Raw genomic sequence first — 1,652 nt, forward strand, 5'->3', positions numbered from 1 at the left:
ACTTCTAAGCTGTTTATTTGACCAACATTAATCATTAAATTTTTCTCTCTTTAAATTTGGCGGTGATTATACGTGATCTCTGTTATGCTTTCGCTAGTTTCACTTAATATTTTTCATGTTCTAGGAGCTTTAGTTGATCACCGTAGATAAACAGGATGCAATTACACTAAAAATTAACCATTCTCTGGCTAAAACCAAGAAAGTCGACTTGGATGTGTATCTCTTTATTCCCGGTGAGTTAGGCCTCAGTCCTGAAATATTATCTGAAAGTGAGTTCTTTTATAGTTCGATAACGCAGAAGCGTGCTTACTACAGTGACAAAACTCTCCTCCCTCTGGTACACAGTCGTTTAGCAAAACGCGGACGTCTATCTATAACACAGTACCGTGTAAGTTTGAGTTTGTTCGCCTACCAGTACGTAATCGCCTTAGATAAAGCCGTTAGCGGACTTAATAAAACCACAGGTGACAGTGTAACTTCAGATGAAGTTGATGAAGTCATCGAGTTGGCACTTGATATCCTAAAACGACTTAGACGTAGTATTCCTTACGAAGAGAATTTAAAACGTTATTACGCGAATATCGATAACTACTTGTCCTGGTATACAGAGCAGAAGTTTTTGTCTCTTGTCGCTCACCTACCTCGCGAAAAGGAATACGCGACAATTAAAGAACGTCTTACTACTCTATGTGAAAAAGAGACCGCACACCGCAGGCTAAATAACTACAACTCCAAACAGGTACGTGACGATGTAACGCGATTAAGTAATAAAATGCGTTTACTTCGTCGCTTGATTGAACACCCTATTGTTCTTAAAGAAAAAACGACCTCAATGGGGAAAAACATTAAGCGTGCTGTTAAGGGAATTGCGACCGGTCTAGTCATGGTTTTTGTGACTACTACAGTAATATTGGCAAGAGATTTCCTAGGTGAAATTACCGCTTCTTTTATCGTTTCCATGTCCTTTATCTACGCCCTTCGCGAAATATTCAAAGACGACTTAAGGGATATTCTTTGGCGATGGATCCGTAAAGGTAAACCAAAATGGAAACGCCGCTACTACGATCCAACAACCAATAAATCTGTTGGGCATAAGTTGGAATGGCTCGATTACGCAAGCTTTTCTAAATTGGCTGACAAAATACAATCTATTCGTAAGAAACGCGTTGTTCAAAAAGAAGAACAAATTCTTCACTATCGCTCACAGACTGAGATGTCGACGTCTACCTTTATGAGTGGCTATGAAGAGACGAGAGAAACAGTAGCAATTAGCTTGCGTGCTCTAACCCRCTTGATGGACAAAGGGTCAAACAAAATCTATCGATTAAATGAAGGGCAAGTGAGCCGAGAGTCAGTAGAAAAGCGTCATTTACTTAACCTAATTATCAAAGAAAACACCCATGATAGTGACAGCGAACCAAACTACTATCGCTACAAAATAGTTATGAGTCGTTCCAAAATTGTTGATATTGAAGAAATTCAACAGGACTGATAAAACATTAATAACAACTAAATAGCCCAATGGAAGTCACTGTAACTTCCCTTGGGCTATTTGCTACTGCTACTTCCCGTGAATAGTGCTACTTCTTTACTACTTTCTTGATCGATAACGTGAGAGAAAACTTAGCCATAGGCTCATCACCATGTAAACT

1 protein-coding gene is annotated in these 1,652 nt (G+C 39.1%); it reads left to right on the plus strand.

Annotation, left to right across the window (positions count from 1 at the left end; translation table 11 throughout):
* Nucleotides 1-133 precede the first annotated feature (133 nt).
* A complete protein-coding gene (locus L4C33_RS22100) occupies nucleotides 134-1,492 on the plus strand; it encodes a hypothetical protein (protein WP_428814530.1) in 1,359 nt (452 codons plus the stop codon).
* Nucleotides 1,493-1,652 lie beyond the last annotated feature (160 nt).

It is taken from the genome of Vibrio makurazakiensis, assembly GCF_050337375.1.
Taxonomy (GTDB): domain Bacteria; phylum Pseudomonadota; class Gammaproteobacteria; order Enterobacterales; family Vibrionaceae; genus Vibrio; species Vibrio makurazakiensis.